General features: G+C 74.7%; 1 protein-coding gene. It reads left to right on the forward strand.

The window, feature by feature from the left end:
* Positions 1-466, forward strand: a 466-nt coding sequence (locus AC27IQ_RS26910; RefSeq protein ID WP_487091530.1) for a CBS domain-containing protein, incomplete at its 5' end; no start/stop codon positions are given.
* Between the last annotated feature and the right edge of the window lie 76 nt (positions 467-542).

Consider the following 542-nt stretch of genomic DNA (forward strand, 5'->3'; position numbering starts at 1 on the left):
CAAGGCCGGCGACATCGCCCGGCGCCCGCTCACCGTGGTGTCGGAGCAGCGCGACCGGGGCTCGCGCGCCGCGCTGCAGCAGCTGGAGGAGCAGGACCGCGACTTCGCCTACGTGGTGAGCCCGGCGCGGATGTACCTGGGCACGGTGTCGGCCGACTCGCTGCGCGCCGCGCTGCAGGGCCACGTGGGCCCGCTGGGCCTGCAGCACGCCTATCTGGACGGCGTGGTGCCCATTCCAGTGGATGCGCCGGTGGCGGACCTGTTCGGCCAGGTGGCGCAGGCGCCCTGCCCGCTGCCGGTGGTGGAGGACGGCGGCCGCTTCCGCGGCGCGATCAGCAAGACCACCCTGCTGCGCTTTCTCGACCGCGACACGCCGCCCGTGCCGCCGGACCCTTTGCCATCCGCGCCCGCGCCCGCCATCGCCAACCCGCCCGCCAATGAACCATCCGAAAGGAGCCCGGCATGACCCAGTCCACCGCCCCAGCGCTCGATTCCACCGCCAACCCCACGGCCGGCGAGTCCACCCCCTGGACGCCGGCCGC

The organism is Acidovorax sp. KPB24-07 (genome assembly GCF_057543315.1).